Below are 21,840 nucleotides of genomic sequence, written 5' to 3' on the forward strand. Positions count from 1 at the left end.
GCCTTACTCTACGCTCCATACCAGCGGCACCGCCAGCAGGGGCCGCATGCCCTCAAAGCTGTCCCACACCAGGGCCTTTAAGGTGTAGGCGCCGCTTGAGGGAATGGTGAGGCCGCCGGCGGTGAGCTCCGCCTGCTCTCCGGCTCCGACCTCGCGCGAGGTCGAATCATAGGCCACCATGGCCTTGCTCTGCTCGTCGTAGAGGCAGACGATCAGGGTGACCGGCTGGGAAGCAGTGGTCTGGTTGCTGATGCTCACGGTTACGCTGGCGGTATCGTCCAGGGAGAAGCCGCCGGTGCCCACCCTTTCGATCTGCAGCTCGCCACCGGCCGCCGGCGGCAGGGTGACGGAAAGTTTCACCGGAGCGTTCTGCCAGTTGCCCGCCGCGTCTTTGGCGATGAGGTATATCTCGTAGGCCGTGCCGGCGCTGAGGCCGCTTATGGACCGGCTCACTTCCTCCGTGCCCGGCACCTCTGCCGGGGTCCAGCTCTCATACTCGCTTCCGGGAGCCACCCCCTCTTCCACCACCCGGTAGTACGCCGTGCCGGGCTCGTTTAGCTTGAGCCTGAGCGTAAAGCCGGTGGGTACTATGTTGTCTACCGAAGGATAGCCCGGGGCGAACTGCGGCGGGGTGGTGTCCGAAGGGGCGGGGTTATAAGTCACGGTGTAGGTGGCCGTGGCTCGGTTGCCGGAATCGTCCGTGGCTTCGATGTGGATGCTGTTCTCGCCCTCGGCCAGGGTTACGGCAAAGAGGAAGCTGCCGTCTGGCTGGCGGGTGCCGAAAATAACCTGGCCGCCAGCCCCGCCCAGCTTCACCACCGGCACTACCGGGCCGTCCACTTGGTCGTAGGCGCTGACGGTAAAGCTCAGCTCCGGGGAGGACACGGTCATGCCCTCGCTAAGCCCGGTGACGTTAATCGCCGGGGGCGTGGTGTCGCTCGGCGCGTAGCGGGTGAGTTTGTAGAGGTCGGAGCCGATGGCGAAATATACGCTGCCATCCAGGCCGGTGCAGGCGTTGGTGGGGCTGGGGGTGCCGGTAAGGTCAGCCGGCAGCTCTAGCTCCCTCCAACTCGTGCCGTCAAAGAACTGGGCGGTATCCCGGTGGACGAATATCAGGCCGGCACCCAGCCCAATGCTTCCGGAGGTGGTACCCTGCAAATAACTGACATCAAAGGCTGCTTCTTCCGCCCAGTTCCCGTTTCTGTACCGATAAATATGTCCAGTATCACCAAAGGCGGCGCTGGTAACGGCGAGTATATCCTCGTCATTTAGCGCCCATATTCTCTGGAGGCGGTTCAGGTTCAAGCCCACCGGCGAGATGTCCGCCCACTCCCCGCTGGTTCGGTTGTACCGGTAGAGTACGGGCCGGTTAGTGTTCGAGGACAGATACCCCCCGAGGTACAGGTAGCCGGAAGTGCACGCCCCGGTGAGGAATCTGGCTTGGGGAAGACCTGCGGCCTCGTAGTCTATCTTCTGCCAGACGTTTAGCGCGGGATTATAGCGCGCCACCCCCTCGCGGAAGGAAAAGACTTCGTTGCTGTCCCCAACCAGATACTGCGGATTGGTTATTTCGCATGGCATCCGGTCATACACCACACCGCTTACGCTGCGGCGAAGGTAGTAAGTGCCTGATCCGGCCCGTTCCGTGAAGAAGAAGTCGTCCTCCGCCAGGGCATACGCTCTCATGATCGGATACCCTAGGTCGCGCGAGGTTCCCTGGGCAAAATCAACTATGGACGCGTTCTGGGACGCCTTCGAGCCCCGGACCACAAACCTATCCGGGCCTATGTTGACCAAGACTCCGGAGGCGTCCACCGGTCCAAGCTTCTGCCAGGTATAGCCCTGGACCTTGGCAGTGGTGGTGAACTCTAGCTTGTACGTGGTGGCCGGAACTCCATTTTTGGTGAAAAGAAGGTAAGCATCGTACGAGTGCTCGGGTTGGAGGCCAGACACCGTTCCAGTTCCCCTACCAGTGCCGTACCAACCCCAGTCAATCTGGCGACCACTGCCTATGATGCTGTCCACCGAGGGCTCCGGCGCCCCATGATCCAACAACAGGATATAGCTACTACTCATATCGAGCCCCTCGGCGGCATACTCGATAACCACAAAGGTGGAACTTAAGGTGGCCACCGCGGGTGGATAGGTGAACTCCGGACCGTTAGCCGCATGTGCATTCCCAGGCACCGAAGAGTAAGCGGAAAGAAAGATTAGCGCGGCGAGCGCTGCCAGAACCAAGCGATTGCCGCTTCTTTTCCTTATGGTAAGCATGGGCTGACACCTCCCATGAAAAAACCACTAGATTTAGGGGAAGACCCCGGTATAGGAAAGGCACCTGCGTTTCTAAATAGTAATAAGGCAATAACGAGCCAAAACGGAGAGGTGCCTCTGCGCGGGCGTAGCCCCGCGCAGAGGCATATTCTCGGCTTCCTAGTGGACATAGTAGAGATAACCCGAGTCATCCCCGTAGAAGAGCTTGCCGTCAGCGGCCGCAAAACCCTGCAGCACGTAGTTTTGGCTGGTATAGGTCCATCGGCCTTCTGACTTCCATTGCTCTTCTTCTTCGTCGTAGTAATGCTTTACGCAGACGGCCCGGCCTCCCTGGTTGTTTTCCGTGACATAGATGTAAATCTCGGTATCGGAAGCCGGGTAGACCACAGGTGAGGACTGGATTATCCGCAAATTCAGGTCATTGGGATCCTCACTTACCAGTTCGACAGGACGTCCAAAACCACCGCCGGAAACCGGCACCGCCCACAAGCCGGAACCGCCGTAAATCCGGCCCATTCCCACGTACACCCAGTCGCCGTACCTGACCGGCGTAGAGGTGCAGTAGTTCTGCGGCTGTACGGGAGTTACTGCGCCCACTATCCTCTGGGTTGTTGGGTTATACTCAAGCTGGTACAGGTACCCGTCAGCAGAGGTCAGGTAGAGATAGTCGTTCCCAGTGGCGTTGTCGTAGTAACAAATAGAGGAGCGTATAGGCTCATTGCTCTGCGTCAGGTCGTAGGCCTGCACGCCGGGGGTGTTGGTGTCCTGGTCTACCTCTATTGCATTGCCGTCCTGGTCCGGCTCCAACTTTACCACGTGGACCTTACCGTCTTCGTCACCGAAAATGGCCACATCGTCCACGCAGGCGGCTCCGGCCCAGTAGTAACCCTTGGGCGAACCTCCGGTGTACTCCCACTTGACCTGTCCCGTATTGGCATCAATGCAGAAGTACTTTCCGCCCGTACTGCCCGTCCATTTACCCAGCAAGAGGTAGGAGCCAGTGGCGTTCTGGTAGTACTTCAAAGGCGTATTGGCCTGGCCGGACTGGGCGAGGTTGCAGAAGTTGCTGTTCAAGCTGAGCGCACCCGTACCCAACCCCGTCACCTTCTCCACCCCCATGCTCTGGGCTATCACCTGGCAGTCGGTGAAGCAGCAGGTGGCGGTGGAGGAAGCGGAGGTAGTATAATCGAACACGAAGCGGATGTCGTAGTTTACGCCTGAATTAGGGAAGTAGGTGGTGCTGATGTTTTCATTGACCGGTACCCACGTATCGTAGGCCGTAGGCGTAATGGTCAGCGCCGTGTTCCAGGTGGAATCGCTGGGCCTTTTTACTTGCACCTTGATGAGCCGCTGGCTGGGCGGAGATCCGGTATACTGCTGCAAGTAGGAAAAGGCAATGCGCACGTTGGAGTTGCTGGGCACGTACACGGTCTGCTGGATATAGCCGTCTCCGTCGGTGGAAGGATCGTTCTCGTGGATCCGGGCACAGGTCTTACCCGATACGGTGGTCTGGGAAAACTCCGGGGAACCGGCCGAGCTACCCGTGGTCCACCCGTCTAAACTCGTGGTAAAGTCCTTGTTCTGAGTCTGGTTTAAATGGGTGTTTACCCCAAGGAAAATGCTGTTCCCGTCAGAGGCCGGGGTGCAAAGTTGGAAACCCCCCGTGTCTACGGTCAGCGGTGTGGATCCTGCCACCAGGGAATTGCCGCTGGTGTAGTACTCGTATAGCTTCTGGAAGGGGAAGACGTAAACGTAGCCCGTGTCGTTGGTGGTCACGTAAATAGGGGTGGAATCTATGCCGAAAAAGCTCCCGTATTCGGTTTGCACTGAGGTGACCGTAGCGGTAGACCCGGTGGGCAGCGCCGCACCGGTGTAAATCCCGCTGTTCTTCGCGTCCTTCTGGAACTGCGGCCAGTCGGCGGCAAGCGCCGGCGTGGCCGCAACCAACGCAACCAATAATAAGGCAAGAAAGATTACCAACGTCTTCTTCCCCACGTTTAAAGCACCTAGACTGATAGGCATTTTCCTACGAACCTCCCCAATCGTGAAATTGGACTTGGGCCTACAGCCCTGTCCAGTTCCCCACCCTTGCTTCTGCCGCTTCCGCCCGACCTTTGTGGTTGCTCGGGATTACAGACGTTACACGGCAAGATGGCAACTGTTTATCTCGCGTAATCCCTCACCTCCCCGGGGGCAGTCGGAATACCCACGTGCCCGACACAACTTCTCCCTACCTACTTCCCCAGCTCCGGCAGCTTCTGCAATAGCCGGTAAAGCACCACCGCTGCCTCCGCGCGGGTGGACTGGCCCCGGGGCTCAAAGCGGTTGGCCTGCCGGCCCCGCATCAGGCCCTCCCGCACCGCCAGGGCTACGGAGTTTTTCGCCCAGGGGGAGATCTCCCCGGCATCGGCAAACCCGGCCAGCAACCGGGCCGTTTCCCGGTCGTCAATGCTCAGGTCCGGGCCGCTCTTGGACAGGAGCCGCACCATCATGGCCGCCACCTGCTCCCGGGTGATGGGCTGCTGCGGCGAGAAGGTGCGCTCGCCGGTGCCGGATACCAGGCCGGCCGCAGCCGCCGCCCCCACCATTCCCCGGTACCAGGCGCCAGCCGGCAGGTCGCTAAACCGGGCCGCGGCTTCGGGATCGGCCGCAAGTCCCGCCATCCGGGCCAGGATGACCGCGAATTGGGCCCGGGTGACGGTGGCCTGCACGCCTCCGTTATTTACCCACCCCCGACCCTGGCTGGCAGCCCAGCCAAGCAAGAACCCCGGCTGCTTCCGAAAGCCGGGGTCTTGACGGTGCGCAAGGCACTATCGGGAGCGGTACGCCCCTGGCGGCCGTTTAATCGCCCGTCGGCCGCCCGGCATTACCGCCACCAGCTTCCCGCCTTTCCTCGGAAGGCCGAAGCGGTCCACCGCCGGGGCAGGTCTCCTGGCTTGCGGATCCTCGCTCTCCTCCGCCTTCCCGTCCCTCACGCGCGACAACCTGCTGACAGCGCCGCCGCACGGCAACGGACAGTGGCACCCTGGAAGGTCGCTCCCCGCTTACAGTGGCCGGGCCGCCCGGGATTCGCACCCGGTTCCCTTTTAATCCGGAAATCTCCCGGAACCCCTGCGGTAGCTCTGTTCAGTTTTGCGGCCGGCATACACCGCCATAAAATACGAAAGGCACTCCCCCCTTGGGTGAAGTGCCTCCGGTGGTCCGGTCGGCCGGCAGAGGTTTTTAGACAGTATTTCCCGTCATCAGATAGCTTAACCGGCCTTTGGGCGTTCAGTCAATCCCGGATTTCGCCTCCGGCTACAGCATTTTTCGCGCCCAGAGCTCGCCTAGCAGCGCCGCTAAGGCCAGAGCGGCCAGAATCGGCTCCATCGGCACCTCCGCGCCGGTTTTCCTTTCCAGCGGCAGGGCGAAGACATTGGCGTTCCAGTCCACCACCCGCCCGTAGGCGGCGGGCAGGAAAATATCCTGCTCCCGGAGGGCGTCAAACTCTGGGGAATAGTCCAGGTAGACCGTCCGGCGGGCCTGCTTTAGAATACTGCCGCTCCTTACCAGCCGGAAGTCCAGGGCGTAGCTGCCGGTTTGCTCCAGGTCGAACTCCCCCACCCATGCCCCTTTACCGACCGGCTCTAGTTCCAAGAGCCGCTTGTTTTCCTCTGCCGAGGGCGGAAGGACCAGCAGTTGCAGCGCTTCCCCGGCCTGAAAGCTGCTGGCGGATACGCTGGCCTTCACCCGGCACCCTCTTTGTATCAGGCTTATGTCCAGGCCTTCGCCGTCAGCGGCGGTCAGATCCCCCAGCACCCGGCTGAAGAAACCTTGCAGGCCGCTCCAGCGTATCCAGTCCCGGCTCCATTGGCCGCTTAAGTCCGGCGTCCACGCGGCTACCCGGCCCAATCCGTACTGCCACCGGGCCAGCACCGGGTCCCCGGTATCGCTCACCAGGATGGCTTCCGCCCCTTCCTTTAGACCGGTTCCGGTATAGCCGTAAAGCCTGGGAAGAGCCGGCGGCTCGCCCGCGGTCCCTGGAGGCCGGGGAATGAACTCCCGGTCGTTCAAATACCGCTTGACCGCGGCGTAGGCCTCTTTCACGAAGATTCCCGGTACCTCCCCCAGATAGTCGGTATAGTAGCTGCGCCCGCCGCCGCCCTCGGCCAGCCTGCGAATGAGTTCACGATCCGCGTCCCGGCCCACCGCCACGGCCGAGAGGGTAATGCCCCCGGACTTCATGCGCCGCAGGATGGTTTCGTAGCCCTCCTTCTCCGCCTGGCCATCGGTAAGCAGAATAAGGTGCTTTACCTTGACGTCGGCCTGCTCCAGGGCCTCGACCGCCAGCTCCAGGGCGGGCAGGATCAGGGTGCCGCCCCCGGGAGCCAGCCTGCCCACCCGGTCCCGCACCGTTTCCCGGCTGGAAAGCGGCGCCAGGGGCACCACCCACTCCTGCCGGTCCGAGAAGGCCAGCACTCCCAGCCGGTCGCCTTGGTCCAGCACCTCTACCGACTTCAGCACCGCTTCCTTGACCATTTCGATCTTGCGGGTCCCCTGGCTTTCGTCGTTCATGCTGCCGGAGCAGTCCACCACCAGCACCAGACCGGTGTCCGGCACTTTTTCCCTCCCCTTCATGCGGCAGCTCACCGGAAGCAGGCGCTCCAGCACGGTGCCCTCGTAACCTCCCGGGCCGAAGGCGTGCTTTCCCCCCACCACCAGCAAGCCCGAACCCTGATCTTCCACGCTTTTCTGCAGGGCGGTTTCGAAACCTCCCGGCAAATCCCGGTGCTCCACGTTGGCCAAGACCACCAGGTCGTAGGAGGAAAGGCCCCCCGGTTCCGTAGGGGCTTCTTGGGGCCGTCGCTCTACGACCGTGTAGCCGAGGCTTTGCACCAGCCGGGCCACGTTGGTGGCGTCCTCCTTCTCGCCTATCACCAGCGCCGCCGGAGCGCCCAGCAGAGGCACGGAAACCGTGAAGCTGTCGTTGCGCGGGTTTGCGTCCCCGGCAAAGCTTATTTCCCCCCAAAAGACCGCCTCCGCTTCGCCCTCCGCCGGCACCGAAAAGGAAAGCGAGTTGTAGCCCGGCTTTACGGCTACGTTTTCCTCCCGCACCTTGCGGCCCTGGCTAAGGAGTCTGAAGACCCCCACCCGTTCGTCATCCGCGTACAGTTGCGCCTCCAGCGTAATCCGGGTCCCCGGATAGGCGCCGGCCGGTCCCCTGAGCGAGACCAACTGCACATCGCCACTTTCGGTATCCGACACGGGGAGCACCACCAGGTTGATTGCTTCCTCTCCCAGGCGGCGCAGGACCGGCTCGGAGTTGCCGAGGTTCTCCCGGCCGTCGGTAATCAGGACCAGCCTGCGGTTGCCTCCCCGGGGGAAATAGTCCCGGCAGAACTCCAGCGCCTTCTGAATATCGGTAAAATTAGGGTCAACAACTGCTTCCAGCCTCACTTCCCCCAGGGTTCGGGAAACCGGGTGCTCTACCGCCGGCTCCCGGGCGAAGCTCACCACCGCCACTTGATCCCACCGGCCCCGGTTTTCTCTCACCTGGCGGTTGAGGAAGGCCTCAATCTCTCTCGCCTTTTCCTGCACGCTCAGGGAGCGGTCCACCAGAAAAACGGTGGTAGTGCGGGTGGCAGGCAAGCTTACCCTCAGCCCCCACGCCGGGGGAAACAGGCAGGCCAGGGCCAAAAACTTGAGCGCCCCCCAGGCCAGATATTTCCGCCGGGAATATACCCGCCTGAGCTGAGCTGCCCGGCACACAAAGTAGGCGAGCACCAGAGCCCAGGCCGCCGTGAGCAGAATTTCTGCCCGGTCATAGCCCACGCCTGGCCACCTCCCCCTCCAGGAGCAGCAGAGCCAGCACCAGGGCCAGAGCCGCCCTTGCAAGCGGCACGGCCAGCGGATTTGGGGGCGGGCGGCTTGCGGCCGAAGCGGCGTCGAGCCCTTCTCCCGTTATCAGGGCGGCGGGCGGGTTGTCCGGGTGTTCCCCGGCCGCGTCGGCGGCCAGCCATTGGACCAGGTTGTTCACCAGCAGGGGAAAGTCGGGCCGGGTGACGAGGTTGGTGCGGCGGAAGTCCAGACTGGAGTAGACGGTTCTCCGCCCGTTTTCTACCCCGGCGACCATCACCGGCAGGTCGCCCGCCTTCAACACCACTTGCATCCCCTCCCCCGCCGGAAGGGCCACCGCCCCCTCCAGGTAAACCTCTTTCAAAACCAAACCCTCGGTTAAGGGGGAGGGAAGCGCCTTTAAGGGGAGGCGCTCGTTAACCTCCGGTAGCGCGGAGCCGGCCGCCAGGCACCAGACCCCCGCCCTCTCCGGGAGAGCGGGCGGCAGTTGGCCGTCGGCTGCAATCACTACCTGGGCCCGACTTGCCTCCTCCCCGGCTGCCTCTTCGTTGCTTTCGACCTTGAGCAGCGCCGCGTCGGCCATGGCGGCGAGCGCCTTTTCCACAAAAAAGTCGCCCCCGAGCAAAAGCACTCTTTTCTTTCCCTGGTTTCCCGCCGGCACGAAATAGGCGTTGTCCTCTGCCAGCGCGTCCGGGTCCTCTATTTTAAGGGTGAGCACCCCTTCGGCCGCCGGCGCCGCCAGGGAATACTCGGCCTCGGACTGAGGAGACAGCTCGGCGGCAACAGCGTCCAGCAGCGTAGACCCCTGCCACAGGCTTAGGGTGACCTTTTTCTTCCCGGAGGAATAGTTCTTTACCGCGAACAGAACTTCCCCGTGGTAGTAATCGTAGCGCGCCCGGATAAGGCCCACGTTGTCCAGCGCTCCTCCCACCCTCACTATCCGGTCGCCCAGTTGCAGGTTCTTGTCCGTCACCAGGATGACCGGGGAGGGATAGGCGGCCAGCCGGGCGGCCGCCAGGGCGGCGTTCAGGGGACGGGAGGCGCACTGAGCGCGGGCCAGGGCCTCCAGCGCCTCGCGGGGAGCGGCATCAACGACCAGCTCCTGGACTCCTTCGGCCAGCAGGACAAGCGTCACCCTGGCGCCTTCCGAAAGATCGCGGATAATCCGGCCCGCTTCCTGCCTGGCCTGCTCGAACCTGCTGGTTCCCGCCTCCACCGCCCGCATGGAAAAGGACCCGTCCAAGGCCACCACCACCCGCTCCGCGGGGAAGGGGCGGGCCCAAAGCGGCCCGGCGGCCGCCAGGACCAGGAAGAGCCCCGCCAGGAGTTGCAAGAGGAGCGACAGGTACCGGTCCAGGCGCCTAAGCCGGAACCCCTGCTCCTCCCTCAGCGCCTCCTCCCAAAACCGCAGGCTGGGCACCCGGTATTCCACGACCGGCTGCTTCTTGAGATAGAGCAGCACCATTACCGGCAGGAGTAGACCCAGCAGCCACCCTTCCGGTCTAAGAAAGCTCATCCCCCCATCGCCACCGCCTGTCTGAGGACCAGCACCGGGTCCGCGGTGGTAGGCGCCCACACGTACCAGGCGCCCCGCCGAAGGCACTCTTCTCTGGTCTCCACCAGGAAGCGCTTCACCTTCTCCCTGTAGCGGCTCCTGGCCTCGGCCGGGAAATGCACCCTTGTTACCCTTCCGGTTTCCGCGTGCACCAGCTTCAGCTCCTCCCCCACTGGGGGTTCCAATTCCTGGGGAGAGATTATTTGCACCAGCGCCACCTCCCGGCCACCGGCACCCAGCCGGTCCAGCAGGGCGCCGACCTCCAGATCCAAGAAATCGGACAGCACGAAAACCAGCCCCGCCCCGCGGAGGCCGGCGCCGGCAAAAGCCCGGCCCGCCGTAACCCCACTTGGCCTTAAACGCAATACCAGCCGCGTGAGTTGGTAGAAAGGCTCTATTCCCGCCGCGTTTTCCGTCAACGCCTCGGACTGCCCCCGGGCGATGAAGAAGGAAACCCGGTCCCGCTGGCGCAGGGCCAGGTAGGCAAGGCCCAAGGCCAGCTTCACCCCCATTTCCCACTTGCCCGGACGGCCGAAATCCATAGAGGCGCTGCCGTCGAGCACTACGGCCACCTGCGCCTGCCTTTCCTCGCTGAAGTCCTTAAGAAAAAGGCTTCCCGTCCGGGCGTAGGCCTTCCAGTCGATCCTCCTCGGGTCTTCTCCGGGGATATAAGGGCGGTGGCCGTGGAAGTCCAGGGAACTCCCCGGCCGCAGGCCGGGGTGGATGCCCTCTCCGGCCCCGGTGAGACGTTGGCGCAGCCGGATGTTCCCCAGGTGCCGGATTTCCCGCAAAAAGCCTTCCAGTTCCGCCGGTCCCGGCATCCTAGCCCAACCTTTTCAGGATATCTCTAATGATGGCGTCGCCTTCCACCCCGTCGGCTACGGCCTTGAAATTCAAAAAGAACCGGTGCCGCAGGCAGGGCAGGGCCATTTCCCGGACGTCCTCCACCGACACGTTGAACCGGCCTTGGGCCAGCGCCCTCACCCGGGCGGAGGCGATCATGGCCTGCACCCCGCGCGGGCTGGCTCCGTAGCGCACATACTCCCTCACCAAGGGCACGTCCGTCCGATCCGGGTGGGTCTGGAGCACAATCTGCACCGCTTTTTGCCTTGCCGTCGAGGGAACCGGCACCCGGCCGGCCAAATCCTTCATGAGCAGAAGCTCTTCCCGCGATAGCCGCTTCTGCAGCCGCAGGCCGTCCCCCCCGATGGTGGTCACGTCGAGGATCCGGTGGATGTCCCGCTCGCCGGGTAGCCGCACCTGGAGCTTGAAGAGGAAGCGGTCCAGTTGGGCTTCCGGGAGACGGTAGGTGCCTTCCATTTCGATGGGATTCTGGGTGGCCAGAACGAAAAACGGTTCCGGCAGGCGGTAAGTAACCCCGCCGACGGTGACCGCCCCTTCCTGCATGGCCTCTAAAAGGGCGCTTTGGGTCTTGGGGCTGGCCCGGTTGATCTCGTCGGCCAGTACCAGGGAACCGAAAAGGGGGCCGGGGCGGAAGGTGAATTCCAGCCCCCGCTCCGTGCGGTTTACTACTTCGGTGCCGATGATATCCGCGGGCATCAAGTCCGGAGTGAACTGGATGCGGGAAAAGGGAAGGTCCAACACCCGGGCGAAGGACTTTACCAGAACCGTCTTGCCCAGTCCCGGCGCTCCTTCCACCAGCACGTTCCCTCCGGCCACTATGGCAATCAGCACCTGCTCCACTATTTCCCTTTGCCCGACCACCTGCTTTTCCACTTCGCCCACCACGGCCTCAAACCGAGCCTTAAAGCTCTCTAAGACCTGAGTTTCCCTTTCCGCCTCAATTGCCGGCTCCATCGGTCTGGTCCCCCCTGAGCGCCCGAAAATACCCCATCACCAGCCGCTGCTTCTCGGCCGGCAGATTGTACCCGTCAAGGTAGGCCGCCTCCCCAGCCGGAAAATCCCGGTAAAGGGGTTGGCGCAGGGCGGCTTCGCCGGCCAGGCCGAGGACCCGGTCGGACGGCCTTTCCTCCACCCGGCCCCGGTCTTCCTGCCACTGCCCCCGCGCTTTCAGCCAGGGCGAACCCGAGCCGGAGGCGAAAACCGGGGCGTCGCTCTTTTCAAGACCGGCCTGCAACCCGGCCTCCCCGGCTCCTCCGCCGGGCACGTCCCCTCCGCCCAAGGCCCAGGCCTTCCGCTCGGGCCGGCGCCCAAACTGGCCTGCGGCCGTGGCCGCCTCCCGGCCGGCCGCCTCGCCGTCCAAGGCCACGGCCCTATTGTTGGTCCCCAGTTCGCCCCCGCCGACGTGGGCCACTTCCCCCACCTCCCGGCCCGCTCTGGCCAGCAGCCGCTCTTTGGCGCTTCTTAGCTCGGTTTGCGCCTCCTCCAGCTCGGAAAGCTTCACTGAGGACGCCAGCACCCCGGCCAAATCCTCCGGGCGAAAACCTGGACGGTCCAAAACGGCCTTCATTTCCTGCAGGATCCGCCCCTCCTCCGGTTTCAGTCCCCCTTCGGCCAGCATTCTCCGGACGTTTTCCCAAACCACGCGGAGTTCGCTTTCGCTCCCGCGCCAATCACCGAGCGCGCGGGCCGCTCCCACTACGTCTCCCGCCCGCAGCCGAGCGGCAGCTTGGGCGGCCTCTTGCCCCGCGCCCTCAAATACTCCGGCCAGGCGGCCGGCATCTGCCGAATCCAGCTCTCCCCCCAGCCCACGGAGGGTCTGCAGCGCGCCGGCGACCTCCAGGGCGGCCTGCCGGTAATCGTAGCTCCGCTCCAGCTTGCTCTCCAACTCGCGCAGAAGGGCCACCGCCTGTTTGATCAAGGCAGCGCTCGGCCCCTGGGCTTCCGAGGCCTTATCCTCCAGACTCTTTCGGATTTGCGCCAACTCCTGGACTTCCTCCTGCAAGGCGCGGTTTACCTCTTCCCGCCGGGTCGCTTCCTCCGCCCGGGGCGAGGGCAACCAAAGGATTCCCCCGGCCGCGGCAAGGAGAACGAGCGCGGCGAGCAGCTTCTTCCCCGGGAAGGCCGGCCGGTAGCTTCGGGCCGGGTTCACCAGCGCCAGAGTGCCCAGCAGTTCTTCTCGAAACGCCCGCACGAGGGGGTCGTTCCGGTCCCCGTACTCCAGGTAGGTGCAAAGGCGCTCTTTTAGGCCCAGCCGGTCGCCCACCTCCGCGGCCTGCCTTATCCCCGGCCGGCCGGTCAGAGCCCAGATCCCGCCCCCGGTCATCGACACCGCCAGTACGACCGCCGCCTTGGCGCTTACGTAGGGCAAAACCAGGAGGTGTCTCCCCAGCGCCAAGGCCAGAACGGCCGCCGCCCCCGCCAGCAGGGTCAGCGAAAGCCTCTCCAGGGCTGTTCCCAGCCAAATCCGGTTCCTCAGCCTTCTTAACGCTGCCTCTACCTTGGCCTCAACCACGGGTCAGACGACCTCCCGAGACTTTCTGGGTCGCCAGCACCAGGGCCGCTGTCACCAACCCCCAAAAGCCCAGGCAGGCGTACGCCGGAAGCAGACCTAACTGGGTGCCGCCGCCGGCCTGGCAGTAAGCTAAGCCGGCCAGGGCCAGGAGGGGATTAAGGAAGAAAACCTTCGGTATATCGCGGTCGTAGAGAGTGGTGATCACCGCCTGCCGGTACTGAACGCAGAAGTAGGCCAGTAGGCCGCCTAGGACGAGCACGCAAAAAATGAGGAACCCGGTGAGAAACCCGTTCCACCGCCAACCGGGCTTTACCGCCTCAAGAAAGCCCCGCCCAACCACCACCGCCATGCCCCACACCGTCTTTAAGGCCAAAGGAAGCAACAAGTCGGCAGGCATGGTCCGTCCGGCCACAAAAATCGCCAGGGCGACCGGAACCGTAGACGCGGCCATGACCGCAATTCCGACGCAGCTTTTCCAGAGATAACGGTTCTGCGAAGACGCCGCTTCTCTTTCCCAATAGGGCACAAACAGTGTAAAGAGGAGGAAGTCGAAGACCAGAAAATAGACGTAGGCATTACGATACTGGACCGGATTATACCCCTCCTCCCGGCCTATCCCCACCCACAGGTACAGGGCCAACACAAAAACCAGAACCGCGAGGTACACGGTTCCCAGAAGCAGATTCTCTCTCTCCACAGCAAGGACCTCGGTCAGTCGCGCCAGTCTGGGTTTCACCGGCCCGCTGCCACCCCTTTTACCGCCACCTGGGGAACCAGCATCCTGAGCTCACCTCTCAGGCTAAGAACCAAGGGGCCGTCAGACAGGTACTCTTGCAACTTTTCGCCAGATAGAACTTCTTGCTGAAGAATCTCATGCCTTCTGCCCACCGGATTGAAGACGAGAACATTCGGATTACCAGCGACAGAGGCAGGGGCAAGAACGATTTCCGTGGGCTCCAGCCCCCGCGGGATTACGTAATATACCTTCAGTTCCCCTTCCGGAGCCCCGGGGTATTCCCTTACGGCCTCGTTCTCTCCCGTCAACCCGTGCCCTCTTATCGGCCTTATAGTCTCTGGCGGAAGGTACTCCATCCGTCCGTCCTCAGGCCCTATTCGGATCGGGAATACGTGCATAATCGTGCGCCAGAAGCGTAGTTTCCGGCCGTTAATCTCCACCGCCCCTTCTTCCCGGGTAAACCCGATGAGCCTGCCGCCGGGGCCATAATCGTCCAGCTGGCAGAAGTAGTAGTCAATCAGGTGCCGCCGGTGACCCTGGACGCCGGCAGCTCGGTAGAGAAGCTCCAGATAATTGTAGTCCCCGGTTTCACTGAGGTTGTGGTCCAGCCGATAGTCTACGGTAAATCTTTCCCTTCCCTTCATTCGACCCACGGGAATAACGGTGTCCCCTACGATAAGAAAGCAATGCTCCATGGTATACGGCAAGGGATTGGTAATTCTTCCGGACAGAAGTCCATCAGGGCTTACGGTCAGGGCAAGATCCCCATCCCCACTCCCCCCTACTTCCAGAAACGAGCTGAAAACGTAATTTTCGCTGGCGTCGCTGTAGATTTCTCTAGCGAGGGCATCGGCCCGCCCACCCTGCAGGGCCCAGGCAAAGGAGGAGCCTGGAAAGGCGATCCGGGCGCCCTCCCCGGCGTAGGGATAGACGCAAGTCAACAGGAAGGTCCGGTTGAGGGGCCCGTGTAGTCTCACTCCCGCCCCTCCCGCCGCCGCCCTAGAAATGCCGGTGTACAGCGAAAGCCCAAGGAAAAGCAGGCTAAAGCAAACCACCAACGCTCCGTAGGCCCATCTACTCTGTCGCCCGAAGAAGGCCGCCACCCCTACGCACAGCACGTACAGCAGAAGCAAGGACATAACTAGGTACCAGCTGCTCTCCTCCGGTCGGATGCTTTCCGTCGCCGCTCCGCTCAGTTTCCTCGCCCCGGCAAGCTCCCTGGATAGGCCGGTCCCCCTTACCGCCTTGGCAAGAGCGTAAGCCGTAAAGTGCCTGCCGACGACTTGGCGCAGAAAATGCAGATCCTGACCAACGAGGCCTCCGGCCACCGGCACTACTATTCCGTCTCCCAGGGGCAGAGGTGCCCGTAAACCGGCCAGCACCCCGGTAAGGGTCTTGTGGCTATACTCCCCAGCCCCCACCAAAAGGCAGTTCCCCAGCCGAACCCAATCCTCCAGCAGCCGAGCCTGGTTCTCGTTCAGTTCCGCGGTTCGGAAATCCTCAACAGCGATAAGGTTTATGTTATCCAGTTCCTCCAACCGATAGGGAAGCTGCCGGTCCAGCGCCACCGTCACTACCTGCCCCTCGCCCAGTCCCTGGGTATCCAGACTAGTTAGGTAGGAAAGGGAGGCGGGGGAATCGCTGAGCAGGCCAAGCAGGAAAGTACTTTCCGGAAGAATTACCGGCGCATGATCCGTCCTGGCCTGCTCCCTACCCTCTACTTCTAGGGCAGCCTCTATTTTTTCACCCGCGCTAAATAAGGGTACGGAGAAGCGTACGGTTTTGGCCCCTCCGGCTTCCAGGTCTACCGGCGCCACATAAGTCCGTTCGCCGACCTTCAGTTTCAATTCCCCCCGACAGCCGTCGGCAGAGGCCTTTACCTCCACGGTGACGGGATTCAGCCCGCCCAGCTTGCACCTTCCGTCGAACCCGGAGCGAATGGTGAGCTCGGCGGAGGCGGCCCGGGCACCGCTGCTCCAACCCAGCAAAACCGCCCCCAGTATCAACACGGCCAGCGCCCGATAAGCTTTAACTCTGCTCCTAATTAAGATAGGGAACACGAATCACTCCCTCCGGGGTCACTACGGCTCCGAAATAGTGCTTGATAGCGCCAGGCCGATCGATGAGAATATCCAGGGCCCGGTTCAAACTCTCTTCGTCCGTACCCGTCAGCACCCACACGGGATACAGGCTGCCGATGGAGGAGCCATAGGCGTAAATCGCTCCCGCCCGACGGTGTGAGGAAACAGTATTGCCCTTAAAGTCCAGGGCTTTCACTTCGCCGTCCTCGAACTTGACGTAAACCCCTACCAGCTTATTCCGCCGGTTAACATCGTTTAATACCTCGCTTCCCGCGGCCAGTTCGTCCCATAGACCCATGAGAATGTAGTACTTCTTGGGCTCCCTCAGAACTTCCGGATCGTAGGGCGCAGTGTCCACCTGTTTGACTCCTCGGCTTTCCAGGCTCTGCTTCAATCGTTCGGCCTCCCCTTGGTACGTCGGAGTGTGCATCACCACCGTGCCGGGGTTTTTCCCCCAGAAGCCGTTCTTGAAGGGCTGGGGATAGGAACCGATCACGGCGGGAATGAACATGGTCACGCTCCAGTCGTGATAGTCCCACCAAATAACGTCTCCAGGCTGGGGGCGGTACTCCGCAACACCCACCGGAGCCAGAATGCCGTTAACCCAGTAAAACCAATCCAGCTTTTTCCTGTCCTTGCCAGTATAAAAGGTATAGCCCGACTCCAGGCCGTTAATGGCGTTCACGAATCCGCCTCCGTAGGCGGTCTGGATATCCAGGTTCCTGAACATGACTTCCATTCCCACTTCGTCTCGGACCAGCCCCACGGTCTTGGCAAACATTTCTTGATGGCCGAAGTCCCGGGTAACAATCAGATCAACCTTATAGGGGCTTTCGATATCCCCCGAGGCCTTGTAGGTTTTGGCGTTCTCGCTGGCCGGGGTGCCTTCCTTATACTTGACCTCCCCCTGCACCGGCCCCTTGTAGCCCCTATAAGCAACGCCGTCGATTACCGTTACCTGGTCGGCGCCTTCACCTGCGGCCGCGCTCCCGCCGGAGCCGTTTCCGTCCTGGCTCAGCTTGGAGCCCGGAGGCCGGTCCTGCCGGCTAACAACCGGTTCGTGGTGCCGTCCTTCCTGCCCGGTCCTCTCTTCTTCGCTCCGCTCTGAGGCGGGCTCGGACGGGTTCAAGGTTGACTGGGCGCTAGCCCTGGCATCGCCCCTCGTCTCCCGAACTCCCGCCTCCTCACTCCCGGGTTCGCTTTCCGGAACCCTCACAGGTTGGCTGCTTTCCGCTTGCCGATTGGTGATCACGGAGCCCGAATCCGCCTTGCCGGATCCGCACCCACCCAAGACGACCAGAAATGCCAACAGAACCAACGCGATCAGTCGTCTGAGATCGGGCCGCATGCTGACGATGCTCATGCCTAGTTACCCCCTGACACTGGCCAGAAAAAAGTAAGGAGGCACCCTCTTGTTGAAAGAGTGCCTCCGGTCTTCCGGTCGGCAATATTCGCCCTCGAACGCCAATCCCGTGGCGCCCTATAGGCGGCGCCACCAAACTAGCAGGGACGTTGCTTTACAATTCCATAGAACTCTTCTTTTCTTCTACCCTTACAGGCTGGCCCTCGTGAATGATAATCTTGATCTCGCCGGACTTGGTAGTGCGGATAATCCGGATCAGGTTAGCCTCTTTGGTGGTCAACTGCCGGACGCTGCTCAAGGTTCCACCACCTTTGTAGGGCCCCATAGGAAACTGGAAGACTGCTCCGGGTAGATGATAGTCTGCGACGGCCAGTCTGTCAATCTCAACTTTGAAACCTCGATCGTCTAGATCCTTGCGTCAGCCCCTTTCCGGACACTTGTCGCCTTCCCCAGGGGAACTATGCTTCTCCTTGGGCAGTATCGGAAAGTTTTCCACCAGGAAGCAATAGACAAGGATGAGCGCGCTCCACATCCCCAGGGTAATCAGGAATTCCCAGACGCTGGGAAAATAGGGCTGCCCGGCCGCTTTGGCCATGCCGGTAAATACCACGTTGAGGCGGTTGAATACGACCCCGCCCACCACCAGGCAAGAGGCGGCCAGCACCCCCCAGGTCTTACGGCTTATGGCCGGAACCGCGTACATTATAATAGGCAGAATCACGAACCCGACCATTTCCACCAGGTACATGTGGCTCTCAAACGAGCCCTCGAACAGCCGGGGAAAGGCGCCGCGGTAGCCCAGGTCGATCAGCTTTACGGCCAGGTAAACCAGCATCATCCCCAGGGTCACCCGGGTCAGGCTTCGGAATAACGGCGTCTCCGGCTCCCGCCGGTAAGCCCGGGCGGCCAGAGTTCCCTCCAGGGTGACCATGGCCGGGCCGAGGAAAAAGGCGGACCAGACGAAAAAGAAGGGAAGCAGCATGGACCACCAGAGCGGGTGCAGTTTGTTTACCGCTATGACATATAGCGAGCCCAGCGACGACTGGTGCAGGGTGGGTAACACAATACCCAGGATTAGCAGGAGGGGCATCAGCTTTTGCAGTAAGCCCTTCAGGACGGGGGCTCTTACCCTCTCGAAAAAGACTTCGCCGAACTCCAAGATTTGAACCAGCGTGTAAAGAGAAATGCACCAAAACACCTCGAACAGCACCGAGTGGTAGCCCCAGAAAAAGAACGGCCGCCAGAAATTGTACCAACGTCCGATATCCAGAAACAGGCTCACCAGCGCCACCAGGTAGCCTATTAAGGAGGTAAGCAGCGCCGCGCGGGCTACGGGCAGGTACTTATCCCGGTGCAGCACGTGCACGATCAGGGCGGTGCTAAAGCCGCCGCCGGCCAGGGCGATGCCGCACAGCAGGTCGAAACCGATCCACAACCCCCACGGCCACTGATCGCTCAGGTTGGTCACCGCGCCCAGGCCGAAGATGAAGCGATACAAGGCGGTTAAGGCTGCTACTAATACCAGCCCGATTAGTACCACCCTGGGAAGCGTGATCCTAAAGGACCAATTCCCTACTTCCATCCGGAAGAAGAAGGCTAGCCCCGGCCCAACTGTGGGTATAATCCTAACGGAGCAATTCCCTTCTGGCACCTTTTTCATCCTTATTCCCCCATCCGTTACCGCATTTTGCTTGTTCCGGCGAGCGGTCCTCCACGTCGGTTGCCAATTTCCCGGGCAACCGCACGCCGTCAACTAAGGGGTAACCGGGCGGCCCGTTTACCTGCCTGGCGATACCAGTCCGCTACTCCTCCGCATCCACCGGGGCGTACATCTCTTCTTCCGAATGGGCTACCGCTCGGCGCCGGTTGTACAGGTACATGACCGCCAGCAGGGCCCCCCAGCCCACGAATAGGTGCGGGGTCCAGCGGAGCACCGCCCAGGTATACTCCGGGAGCGGCCTCTCCGGAACCCCGGTCGGGAACCCCAGCCGTTCAAAGGGAACGTCCGAGAGGTAAAGCCAGGAGGTGCCTCCGGCTTCGGTCAGTCCGTATATCTGGCTCACGTAAAGGTCCGGCCGGGAGTACTGGCGCTGCCTGGCTTCCGCTATGATCTTGTCCCGGTCCCCGAAGGTTAGGGCGCCAGTAGGGCACGCGCTTACACAGGCAGGCATTTGATCGTTTGCGATTCGCGCCAGGCACATCTGGCATTTGAGCACCCTGGGAAACGGTTTGTCCCACTCGTACCTTAATACCTCAAAGGGACAGGCAATCATGCAGTAGCGGCAGCCCACGCAAAGTTTTTCATTGTAAACCACCGGGCCTTCCGGGGTTTTCTGCAGGGCCTTGGCGAAACAGGCGGAAGCGCAGGCCGGGTCGAGGCAGTGGAAGCACTGCCTTTTCACAAAGCGCCTCACCCGGCTCCCGTCCTTCTCCACCCGGAAGGACTGCACCACCGTCCACCGGTCAGGGGCCAGCTCAGCCGGCCCGTCGGGTTTGGCCTCCCCGCCGGCTCTTGGACCGGGCTTCAGGTCGTTGTACAACCGGCAGGCGACCACGCAGCTCTCGCATCCCACGCATTTAGTAATATCTACCAACACGGCCTGGCTACGACCCATTGCTACCACCCTTTCCGGTTTACCTTCCTGGCCCTTTACTTAGGCGGCCGGTTTGCTACCCCGCCAGAGACAGGGGCCGCAGTTTGTCGGCCCGGGAGTAGTACCGGGTGTGGAGCAGCTCCTCGGCCAGTTCGCTCATCGGGTGCTTGAGAAACCCCTGGTATAGAGCGGCCAATTCCGCATTCTCGTAGCTACTGCGTTTGCCAAGGCTCGCGTCGGCCCTATAAAGGGCGGCGATGCGTTGGGCGCGCAGGGCATCGGTGGGCGGCACGGCCGTACGGGGCTGCCCGCCGCCGCCGATGCAGCCTCCCGGGCAGGCCATAAACTCCACAAAATGCCAGGGGGTCTCTTTCCGGCGCACGGCCTCCAGGACCTTGCGCCCGTTGGCCATGCCGTGGCAAACAGCCACCCGGAGGGTGCCTACGCCCGGCATCTCCACCGCCGCCTCCTTCACCCCGGCCAGGCCGCGAACCGGCGTAAGGTTTAAAAAGGAGGCGGGAGGATCTTCGCCGGTAATGAAGAAGTAGGCGGTGCGCACGGCGGCCTCCATGACTCCTCCGGTGGCGCCGAAGATCACCGCCCCTCCGGTTTTCTCACCCATAAGCTGGTCGTATTGCTCCTCAGGGAGAGCGGCCAGGTCGATTTGTTTCTCCTTGAGGATCCGGGCCAGTTCCCGGGTGGTAAGCACAACATCTACGTCCCGCAAATCTTGGCGCTGCCAGTATTTTGCGCTGGCATTCATCTCCGGCCGCCGGGCCTCAAACTTCTTGGCCGTACAGGGCATGACGGAAACCGAAACGATGTTGCCGGGATCTACGCCTCTCCGGCCGGCGTAATAGGTCTTGACCAGAGCGCCGAGCATCTGCTGGGGCGACTTACAGGAAGAAAGGTGGGGTAGTAACTCCGGATAAAAATACTCGCAGAATTTGACCCACCCGGGCGAGCAGGAGGTAAATTGCGGCAGGGGCCGCTTGGCCTCGCCCTTGATCCGCTTGATCAACTCGGTGGCTTCCTCCATTACGGTCAGGTCGGCGGCAAAGTTGGTGTCCAATACGGCGTCAAAACCTAGCTTTCTCAGCGCCGCCACCTGTTGCCCTTCCACCCAGGCGCCGGGAGGCAGGCCGAATTCCTCGCCCAGGGACACCCTGGTGGCCGGTGCCGTCTGAACCACCACGAACTTGCTTTCATCCGCCAGTGCCGCCAGTACTTCTTGGGTGTGGTCGCGCTCGCGGATAGCACCCGTGGGGCAGAACAGGGAGCACTGGCCGCAGTGGATGCAGATGGTTTCGTCTATGACCGGTAGCCCGTAATAGCCGTAGACACTCTGCACGCTCTGGCAAACCTCCAGGCACTGCCCGCACAGTACGCACTTTTGATCGTCGCGGCTGAGGGAAGGGTTATCGGGATCGATGGGCACGCGGCCGCGCACTTGGGCCGGCAGATGGCCCGGCAGGTCGTACTGATACGGCAGCCAGCCCTTCCCGCCCACGTATGCCGGGCTCTTATCCTCCATGCAGCCGCCCAGCAGGCCGCTCAGCCCCAAAAGTAATCCGCTACCGGCCACCATCTTGAGAAACGAACGGCGGGTAAGTTCTCTCTTCTCCGGATCCATGGCGTTTGTTCTGGCCTCCATAGCACTCTCCTCCAACCAAATTCGCGACGAATACCTCGTGAGGAATAACGAACTTGAGGCTGGTATCCAGGAGGGCAGTCCCAACCCCGGCTTCTTCCCGTCCGCACGCGCCGACCCTCCCAAAGCAAGAAGGCCACGGCAACCCCGCCCGGCTGCTGCCGGGCTGAGGCCTCCGTGGCCCCAGGTCCGCTGCCACTCCAAAAAGATAAAACCATGGAGAAGACCTCCATGGTCTTAAGGATCCTTAACGCAGGCATGCCTTGTTGCCCGGTAGCTGGCTCCGGCCAGCCGGCATCCTTGTTGCTAATCTATTCGACGGGGAACGGCGGATTCCTGCTCGACCCTATGACGGTGCTGCTTGTCAGTCGCTTTTTC

General features: G+C 62.0%; 15 protein-coding genes and 1 riboswitch. All 15 genes read right to left on the reverse strand.

Annotated elements, in window-relative coordinates; translation table 11 throughout:
- Window positions 1-3: 3 nt before the first annotated feature.
- The 15 genes from NUV99_02610 to NUV99_02680 all read right to left on the reverse strand — a co-directional run bounded on the left by NUV99_02610 (window position 4) and on the right by NUV99_02680 (window position 21,465).
- Complete coding sequence (locus NUV99_02610; protein ID MCR4419024.1) at window positions 4-2,271, reverse strand: hypothetical protein; 2,268 nt, start codon at window positions 2,269-2,271, stop codon at window positions 4-6.
- A 159-nt stretch (window positions 2,272-2,430) separates the two neighbouring features.
- Window positions 2,431-4,293: a PQQ-binding-like beta-propeller repeat protein gene (locus NUV99_02615; protein ID MCR4419025.1), complete on the reverse strand. Its 1,863-nt coding sequence runs from the start codon at window positions 4,291-4,293 to the stop codon at window positions 2,431-2,433.
- 212 nt (window positions 4,294-4,505) lie between these two features.
- On the reverse strand, window positions 4,506-5,033 hold the full coding sequence (locus tag NUV99_02620; protein MCR4419026.1) for an S-layer homology domain-containing protein: 528 nt from the start codon (window positions 5,031-5,033) through the stop codon (window positions 4,506-4,508).
- 141 nt (window positions 5,034-5,174) lie between these two features.
- Window positions 5,175-5,399: riboswitch (cobalamin riboswitch) on the reverse strand.
- A 169-nt stretch (window positions 5,400-5,568) separates the two neighbouring features.
- Complete coding sequence (locus NUV99_02625) at window positions 5,569-8,082, reverse strand: VWA domain-containing protein (protein ID MCR4419027.1); 2,514 nt, start codon at window positions 8,080-8,082, stop codon at window positions 5,569-5,571.
- Window positions 8,072-9,622 (reverse strand): BatA and WFA domain-containing protein, encoded by a 1,551-nt coding sequence (locus tag NUV99_02630; protein MCR4419028.1) that lies wholly within the window; start codon window positions 9,620-9,622, stop codon window positions 8,072-8,074. The genes NUV99_02625 and NUV99_02630 overlap by 11 nt, the downstream gene beginning before the upstream one ends.
- The gene (locus NUV99_02635; protein MCR4419029.1) at window positions 9,619-10,482 is read right to left on the reverse strand and encodes a DUF58 domain-containing protein; all 864 of its coding nucleotides are present in this window, start codon (window positions 10,480-10,482) and stop codon (window positions 9,619-9,621) included. Before NUV99_02635 ends, NUV99_02630 begins: the two co-directional genes overlap by 4 nt.
- A gap of 1 nt (window position 10,483) precedes the next feature.
- Window positions 10,484-11,479, reverse strand: coding sequence for an AAA family ATPase (locus NUV99_02640; GenBank protein ID MCR4419030.1), 996 nt, complete (start codon window positions 11,477-11,479; stop codon window positions 10,484-10,486).
- The gene (locus NUV99_02645) at window positions 11,463-13,037 is read right to left on the reverse strand and encodes a hypothetical protein (protein MCR4419031.1); all 1,575 of its coding nucleotides are present in this window, start codon (window positions 13,035-13,037) and stop codon (window positions 11,463-11,465) included. Before NUV99_02645 ends, NUV99_02640 begins: the two co-directional genes overlap by 17 nt.
- Window positions 13,030-13,773 (reverse strand): hypothetical protein, encoded by a 744-nt coding sequence (locus NUV99_02650; GenBank protein ID MCR4419032.1) that lies wholly within the window; start codon window positions 13,771-13,773, stop codon window positions 13,030-13,032. The genes NUV99_02645 and NUV99_02650 overlap by 8 nt, the downstream gene beginning before the upstream one ends.
- Window positions 13,770-15,833 (reverse strand): hypothetical protein, encoded by a 2,064-nt coding sequence (locus NUV99_02655; GenBank protein ID MCR4419033.1) that lies wholly within the window; start codon window positions 15,831-15,833, stop codon window positions 13,770-13,772. Before NUV99_02655 ends, NUV99_02650 begins: the two co-directional genes overlap by 4 nt.
- The gene (locus tag NUV99_02660) at window positions 15,814-17,217 is read right to left on the reverse strand and encodes a DUF4430 domain-containing protein (protein ID MCR4419034.1); all 1,404 of its coding nucleotides are present in this window, start codon (window positions 17,215-17,217) and stop codon (window positions 15,814-15,816) included. Before NUV99_02660 ends, NUV99_02655 begins: the two co-directional genes overlap by 20 nt.
- A 154-nt stretch (window positions 17,218-17,371) precedes the next feature.
- Window positions 17,372-17,515, reverse strand: coding sequence for a DUF2292 domain-containing protein (locus tag NUV99_02665; GenBank protein MCR4419035.1), 144 nt, complete (start codon window positions 17,513-17,515; stop codon window positions 17,372-17,374).
- A gap of 120 nt (window positions 17,516-17,635) precedes the next feature.
- Complete coding sequence (gene hybB, locus NUV99_02670; GenBank protein ID MCR4419036.1) at window positions 17,636-18,799, reverse strand: Ni/Fe-hydrogenase cytochrome b subunit; 1,164 nt, start codon at window positions 18,797-18,799, stop codon at window positions 17,636-17,638.
- 220 nt (window positions 18,800-19,019) lie between these two features.
- Entirely contained in the window at window positions 19,020-19,832 is an 813-nt protein-coding gene (locus NUV99_02675) for a 4Fe-4S dicluster domain-containing protein (GenBank protein ID MCR4419037.1), read from the reverse strand.
- A 55-nt stretch (window positions 19,833-19,887) separates the two neighbouring features.
- A complete protein-coding gene (locus NUV99_02680) occupies window positions 19,888-21,465 on the reverse strand; it encodes a [FeFe] hydrogenase, group A (protein ID MCR4419038.1) in 1,578 nt (525 codons plus the stop codon).
- Window positions 21,466-21,840: the final 375 nt, after the last annotated feature.

The sequence above is a fragment of the Clostridia bacterium genome (assembly GCA_024653205.1).
GTDB lineage: Bacteria > Bacillota > DSM-521 > Neomoorellales > SLTJ01 > JANLFO01.